Origin of the sequence: Sphingobacterium tabacisoli, from assembly GCF_017908035.1 — a bacterium.
Taxonomy (GTDB): Bacteria; Bacteroidota; Bacteroidia; order Sphingobacteriales; family Sphingobacteriaceae; genus Sphingobacterium; species Sphingobacterium tabacisoli.
The window spans coordinates 230,413-237,608 of sequence record NZ_JAEQMU010000007.1; the positions used below are offsets into that span (position 1 = coordinate 230,413).

Consider the following 7,196-nt stretch of genomic DNA (forward strand, 5'->3'; position numbering starts at 1 on the left):
AACGAAGATTAACTTATCATTTTCAGATAGTTAAGAAAATTTTAATTATAACACTATTGGGCCATCTCCACTGTTACTTTTGCCCTGCGGGTATTTTGCTTCTTTTTTATCTTCTTTTTCTTACCCCACCATACATAAAAGCCCGTAATCGGCAATGAAGCGCAGATTAGACTGGCCATAAAATAGAGCACCTTTGTCCACATACCACCGATAAATCCAGTATGCAATGCATAATTTGACCGTGATATCCACTCTGCCGTCCCTGCTTCGCGTACTGGCTTCTGCGAATTGGGCAACAGTTCAATCGTATTTCTATCGAAGCGCAAATCCCGCCATCTGCCGGCATGCATATCTGTACAGGAATAAATCGTCTGCTCACCCTCTTCGGGAATATGAATAATCACTGCTTCCTTATTTAACGAAGCGATCTCTCTACGCACCTTATACCATATCTTATCAGCGACGACGAGCGCATCTTGAAGCACAGGATCTGTCAGTGCGGGCTCAACCTTTTCCACCTTAGGTCTCGGAGGCATACCACCACTAAGCCACATCACCGATTTACGCATCCACGGAAAGGCCATAATAAGTCCTGTCAGTGCCATCAATAATGCTAGTAGTAAGGAATAGAACCCGAGCACATTATGTAAATCATAATTGACTCGCTTCAGTTTTGCCTTCCAATTGATCGTAAAACTCTGCTTTGCGGCACGCTTTGTCCACCTTTTCGGCCACCACAGAATCAAACCGGAAAGCGTGACTAGAAAGAATAAAAAAGTCCCCCAGCCCACAATTTGTCTACCAAGTTTCCCTGATATCCAAAGATGCCGATGTCCCTCGTCCATAAAATGAAATATATCTTCATGATCAACCTCCGCCAAAACCTGACCCGTATACGGATTGACATAGAGCAGTGTGTCACTATGGTCGATACTCACCTTTATCGACTTATCTAACCCATAGTACCAGAGACTTGATACCTCCACATCGGGATAAGACTCCTTTATCTTTTGATGAATTACGCTCGGTGGCAATTGTTCATCGGCGGCCTGTGCCTCCACCGAAATATAATTAAAAACCAAATCTTTAATATCGTGTTCGAAGACAAGGACACAGGCGGTAATTGACAAAATAAAAACAATAATTCCCGACACTAATCCCACCCAAAGGTGTAACCAAGCGTTTATTTTAAGCAAAAAAGATTTCATATATAGGATAATAAAATGACAAGTATGGTCTAGAATTGAATCGTATATCTACAAAATACATCATAGACACACGTTAAGTTCAGCGCTTTCATCTGAACCCTAAAAAATTTATTTTTATAAATAAACAGACTAGAAGTAAGAATCGATTCTAACGACATTATTTAGATTAATTATATATAAGTATGTAGCTTATGTATAATTAAACCGAAGTCTTAAAGGAAGAAAAAAGGGAATTTATTTCAGAAAATCCAACCGAAGAATATAACTGGCTGAATTTGAGATAGAAGAGATTCTATCCACCTGACCATCATTAATGGTATATCTCCAGATATCATGTTTTTCCCCTTCACTATCAATAGCAAAATAAACATAATCTCCCTGGACTAGGACATTTTCTTTACGAGTACCTTTATCCAGTGGAATATTTATTTTATCGAGCTTTTTTGTAGAAAGGTCAACGAGGTAATATTCAAACTGAAAAGTCGAATGATGGTTTGAAAAATCAGTATACAGATTGCGCTGTTCACTTCTTATGATTGCTTTTTGTCCGCCCATGTACCAAAAACCATAAGCATGGTTATGGATGGTCTCCGAGATATCCAACATATAGGATGTATCAACCTCCTGCATTCCCTTTTTCTTACGAAAAATAGCGGTTGGTTTTGCTAGGTTATTACCTAATGCTACACCAGGACAGCTCATAAAATAAAAATCTCCCTGATCATCCCGGGCACTGTAGCTTTGTACTGTGTTTACCCCCCCAGGATAAGAAGAACGAGTATCCTTCTGTAGATTCAGAACATCCAATGAAGAGAAATCAAGCGTTGCATAATACATTGTATCTGATGTAGTGTAATCATCTGCTGTCAAAAATTTAGAGTAGCAATAGGCAATCCATAACTTATCATCGACAAAGTCCACCACCCCTATGCTCAAAAGGTTAAAATTTACTATTGACGAAGGAAACGGCAACGCCTCCTCCCGTAATAGGGTAAAACTCTTGGTATCGACCACGTACATGCGTCCATGAGCGGTAGTTTTCTTCTCTACCGTAAAAAGCAACAGCGTATCTGTATTGTTCTTCCAAATGTAGTTTTCCAGATAGCCATCCTTAAACAAAATAGAATCGGTAGCTATCATCTGATTATTCGCATCAAGCTGGTAACGGATGAAATAATCGTTTCTCTCCTTAAAATGATAGAAGATCCCCTTCTTATGGATATACTCCCGTGTAAACTCTTTGGAAGGCACCTCAATTTCAATACTCTTCCCTGTATCTTGTAAACTCTCTTTTAGAAAAAAACTGTTAGACCCATCCTCATTCAAAAGATACAAAGCATATTCGGGCAAAAAACTTTTTGAAGCATCTGGAGATGCACAAGAAAAAAGTAGACCTAAAGCAAACAAGAAACCGATATATAAAGAAGGAAAAAAAAGCTTCATGAATAGTTAGGAAATATGAAATTGTTGCTTAATTCTACGTTGCATAACCGGTGGCAAGAAAATCATCTCCCTTTTTGACAAAATAATGAGTTTCTTTTGCTCTTCTCGTTCCGAAACAAAATAGACCTCCCCTTGTTTGAAGTTAAAAGACTGGTTACTTCGCCCATCTTGCAGCACAAAATCTCGCTTAGGTCGGAGCATAATATTTCCCGTCAGAGAGATATTTCCAGATTCGAAATCAATATTTGCTTCGCTATTGGGGCTCAGCACGACATCAAAATGATCTTTGGAAAAAGAAATTACACCTGATTCAACATTCGTCGCCTGAAATACAGTAAAGTCTTTCACAGGCTGGTAAAAGTAGTAATAGCCACCTATTATCGCAATCATACATGCTGCTACAACAGTACCCCAATATCTTTTTATAACAGCTATACGCGGATTCGAAACCACAGGCTGAGTTATTGATGGAGTAGCTACCGAGAAGGAAATATCAGCCCAGAGCTCCTCTTTGACCGTTTCATCAATATCTTCTTCAAGATCCAGATCACCCCAATCCTCGGCGTCTAACCAAGCACGGACAGCAGCAAGCTCTTCGTCATTACACTGACCAAGTTCATATTTTTCTAAAAGCGCTTTACTGATATCCATTTTTACCCTATATGCAAAAATACAAAATATAAAACTATCCTGTTAATTATCTACTGTTCTATCAATCCTGTTCCGCAAGATTGGTCCGCAATACAAGCAAAGCTTTACTGATATGATACTCCACGGCGCGTTCAGAAATGAGAAGAGTCTGTGCTATTTCCTTATTCGTCAACCCCTGCTCTCTACTCATTTTAAACACATTTTTACATTGTTTAGGCAACCGCTCCACAATTGCATCCAATTTAGAAGCCAATTCCTTAACCTGTAATTGTTCATCTTCATACATCAGCTGCGATTGTGTCTGTATCACCTCATGATGACGTTGCCGTGTACATTTATTCCTAATGTGCTCCAACGACTTCAATTTGACAGATCTCAATAAGTACCTTTCGACATCCTTAATATTTAAAGTCTCTCTTCGTTCCCACAACGATTTAAAAACATCCTGAACAATCTCTTTCGCTTCATCCTCATCCTCCATAGTTTTCAACGCAAATACATACATCCTTCTCCAGTATTGCTGAAAAAGAAGCTCAAATGTCTCTGCATTGATCGATATACTTGTATTGCTATGAGGAGGCTCCAAATCATCGCAAATATACATTTATTTAGATTTATTATAAATAATATTTACGATTCTAGGTTACAGTTGCCCCAAGCACTACTTATTCTGAAATACTTCCTTCGTTCAGAAGGTCTGGTTTCGCTCACAATAACTCCTTTTTGTTTTAAAGTCCGTACACTATGGTACACTGCCGCATAGCTATAACATTTACTTGCTGGATTCAACAATAAAAAAATCTCCTCTACATCCATAAAAATGTCTTTCTCTTGCAACAATGCAATTACCGCTTTTTCTGTCTTACTCATAATCTACCAAATTTCCGTCCCCATCTTCTATGCTCCAAAGCGATAGCTAAGGGACAATAAAACCTTTCTATTATCAGGATAGCTCGAGTGGGTCAATGTCAAATTATCATACGTACTTGTTAGTCGGGGATTCCCATTCCGAATCAGACCATTGACTGCTAGCTTTATCATAGCACGGTCTCCTAACAGTTTTTTCTCTACACCAAGATCGACTCCATAAGTAGCTTCCTTACGCTGTACTCCTGTAGTTACCCCTGAGTTATAGTAGCCCAATACTTCGGATCTCACTCCCCACTTTAACTGTAGCGTATGTTTCGAGTTGAATGACCAACTGGAACCCTTCGAGTCCAAATCAATAGCATCTACCTCTCCTGTATATTTATTATGAAATGCATTGACATAATGGCTTCCTGACCACCACGAGGTAAAAGAGCTATTGTACATCATACTAGCGCTATAATTGATAAATCGCCCAATATTCTCTGGAGTACTGAATGTCACATTTTCATCCTTCGCCGCCCGGGTTATCCATGTAATCACGTTTTTGCCATAACTCGTTGATAGCGTCGTAAACAACTTATTTTTAAACCCGTGTCCAACTTCGATGATATAGCTCCGTTCCGGCTCTAGATCGGCATTTCCTTCGTAGTAAGAAAAGGCATTCTCATAGACCCGAAAGACATTGACATCGTGATCTCCGGGCCGCTCAATACGACTGCCAAAGGAGGTCCGTAAAAAGTTGTTGGCATTGAAATTATATAGTGCAAAAGCATTAGGGAAGACATCCATATAATTATTGCGATTCTTCTTACCCAGAGTTTTCTGTACAGTCTCTATATAGGCATATTCCCCCCGCAGTCCGGCCTGATACTCAAACCTGCCACTTTTCCCAGAATAGATAAAATAAGCTGCTTGTACGTGCTGCGTATACTGAAAATTATTCGAGCTGTTATTATCCACGTCCCACTTATCTTGAACCAGTGTATCATTCTGAACACTATTATCGATAAAGAAATGGGTGAACTTATACCCTAGCTCCAACTTAGAATTAGCATACGGCTTACTATAATCCATACGGGCGGTATAGGTAGTATTACTTAGATCCTGGACATTCTTCCTTGCTGACACCTTTTCTACCGCTCCTAGTTCATTCAAAAACTGTGTACGATACATATTGTCATACCTATTCGTATGCGGCGCATAATCAAGGTTAACCTTTAGAAAATGGTCCTCTTTAGAGTATTTCTTATTATAGTTAACGTTAAACGTAAGATTATTGTACCCCTCATCAAATGTATTTGAAGTTCGGGCATTAGTAGTTACACCAGCGGTCTCTGTTCGAGTGTCTACTTCCGAATTTGAAATAAACGTTCCTTTAATCCAGTTAATACTTGCCTCTACCGTACTATTCGTATCAATTTCAAAAGTTGCTCCTGTACGCAGGCTATGGTAACGACCAGGATCCAACCTTCTTTCTTCTTCCTGAGTTTGCACCCGGGTCAACTGACCATTATTATAGAACCTATTTTCTGTGATACTGTGCTGCTTTGACTCCTCTCGGCCTACCGATGCATTGACGAAGGTATTAAGCCTATCATTCTTAAAGTGAATGCCGCCTCCTACGCTTCCCTCCGGCTTACGCGACTGTCCTCCCCGAGCAAACAAATCACCACCAAAACCTAGCCTACGATTTCTTTTGGTTACAATATTAATAGAACCAGCTGTACCAGAAGCATCCTCTTTTGACGAAGGATTGGCCATAAGTTCCAATTTAGCGATATCAGAAGCCTGCATACCACGTAATAAAGCAGCAAGCTGCGCTCCAGAAAGGTAAATATCCCTTCCATCTATTTTCACTTTTGCGCCAGTTCTTCCTTGGATGGAAAAATTACCCTTACCATCAGAAACAATTCCTGGAGTCTTTTCGAGAAGTTCCAGCACATTGTTACCCTCACTGACTACACTCTCGGCAACATCAACCACCATCTTATCGATGTATTGTCGAACTGAAGGCGCCTTTCCTTTGACAGAAACAGCGTTAAGTTCTACAGATTGAAGTTCAAGCATTACGGGAATCGCCGTAGCCTTCTCTCCTGGCACCAATCTATAGCTTTTACTCAATAAAGTTTTATAACCAATATGTGAATAGCGAAGTGCATAATCTCCCGCCTTATTCAGATTAAAAGAGAAGGCACCATCTTCAGTAGTCTTGCGTTCTATGAAAATGGAAGAATCTGGCAAAGACAACAATTGTACATTCACTTGGTCCAAAGCTTTCCCTTGAAGAGAATAAACTTTGCCTGATAGAGATATCTGAGCCGTAAGGCTCGAAGAATAGATAAAGAACAAAAGAAATAAAAGATAAAGCCTCATGTATCAAACTAAAAGTCTTAAATTAGACTGAGTATAAATTAACTGTTTACTTATAAGTTGCCCAGCGACGGCTTTACCGAACCTTGTTGAAAATTATTACTTCAAAAAATATTGGGTGTTTATTTTTATAAGGGGAGATTACCCGTAAAACCAACATAGTAACGACCCAGCGTAACTGAATAAAGGATGTACACGATAAACATAAAACTTAAAGTCGGTCTATAACAAAAAAGCACCAGTGATCTGATGCTTCTAAATATTGTGGGAATTACTGGGCTCGAACCAGTGACCACTCCCGATGTATCGGGATGCTATAAACCAACTGAGCCGATAAGTTTTTCCAGAAGAACACGGCTCTTCCAGCTTTTGATCTCCTGCTCTCGGCGTCGAGCGATCTCTTTATCCACGTAACTCTCCTGGTACACAACTGTCCAATCACTGGCACGTCCAGTAAACCCTTTGGAATAGGAATTGTGCCGACGTAGTCGCTCAGGTAGATTACCCGTAAAACCAACATAGTAACGACCCAGCGTAACTGAATAAAGGATGTACACGATAAACATAAAACTTAAAGTCGGTCTATAACAAAAAAGCACCAGTGATCTGATGCTTCTAAATATTGTGGGAATTACTGGGCTCGAACCAGTGACC

Annotated in this window: 7 protein-coding genes; all 7 read right to left on the minus strand. The window is 39.7% G+C overall.

All coding sequences use genetic code 11. The annotated features are described in order from the left end of the window. Window positions 1–53: 53 nt before the first annotated feature. A complete protein-coding gene (locus JKG64_RS21460) occupies window positions 54–1,208 on the minus strand; it encodes a PepSY-associated TM helix domain-containing protein (RefSeq protein WP_210356317.1) in 1,155 nt (384 codons plus the stop codon). Between the two features lie 234 nt (window positions 1,209–1,442). Further along, complete coding sequence (locus tag JKG64_RS21465) at window positions 1,443–2,651, minus strand: hypothetical protein (protein ID WP_210356318.1); 1,209 nt, start codon at window positions 2,649–2,651, stop codon at window positions 1,443–1,445. 6 nt (window positions 2,652–2,657) lie between these two features. Then, entirely contained in the window at window positions 2,658–3,302 is a 645-nt protein-coding gene (locus JKG64_RS21470; RefSeq protein WP_210356319.1) for a hypothetical protein, read from the minus strand. Window positions 3,303–3,363: 61 nt separating this feature from the next. Beyond that, window positions 3,364–3,906, minus strand: coding sequence for an RNA polymerase sigma-70 factor (locus tag JKG64_RS21475; protein WP_210356320.1), 543 nt, complete (start codon window positions 3,904–3,906; stop codon window positions 3,364–3,366). Window positions 3,907–3,932: 26 nt separating this feature from the next. Continuing rightward, on the minus strand, window positions 3,933–4,172 hold the full coding sequence (locus JKG64_RS21480; protein WP_210356321.1) for a transcriptional repressor: 240 nt from the start codon (window positions 4,170–4,172) through the stop codon (window positions 3,933–3,935). 27 nt (window positions 4,173–4,199) lie between these two features. Further along, window positions 4,200–6,545 (minus strand): outer membrane beta-barrel family protein, encoded by a 2,346-nt coding sequence (locus JKG64_RS21485; RefSeq protein WP_210356322.1) that lies wholly within the window; start codon window positions 6,543–6,545, stop codon window positions 4,200–4,202. 311 nt (window positions 6,546–6,856) lie between these two features. Then, window positions 6,857–7,196: GIY-YIG nuclease family protein (locus tag JKG64_RS21490; RefSeq protein ID WP_246512745.1), on the minus strand; the 340-nt coding region annotated here is incomplete at its 5' end.

Excerpts from the sequence above, each read along its gene's own strand:
- JKG64_RS21460 (WP_210356317.1), bottom strand. The coding sequence starts at position 1,208 with ATGAAATCTTTTTTGCTTAAAATAAACGCTTGGTTACACCTTTGGGTG.
- JKG64_RS21465 (WP_210356318.1), bottom strand. The coding sequence starts at position 2,651 with ATGAAGCTTTTTTTTCCTTCTTTATATATCGGTTTCTTGTTTGCTTTA.
- JKG64_RS21470 (WP_210356319.1), bottom strand. The coding sequence starts at position 3,302 with ATGGATATCAGTAAAGCGCTTTTAGAAAAATATGAACTTGGTCAGTGT.
- JKG64_RS21475 (WP_210356320.1), bottom strand. The coding sequence starts at position 3,906 with ATGTATATTTGCGATGATTTGGAGCCTCCTCATAGCAATACAAGTATA.
- JKG64_RS21480 (WP_210356321.1), bottom strand. The coding sequence starts at position 4,172 with ATGAGTAAGACAGAAAAAGCGGTAATTGCATTGTTGCAAGAGAAAGAC.
- JKG64_RS21485 (WP_210356322.1), bottom strand. The coding sequence starts at position 6,545 with ATGAGGCTTTATCTTTTATTTCTTTTGTTCTTTATCTATTCTTCGAGC.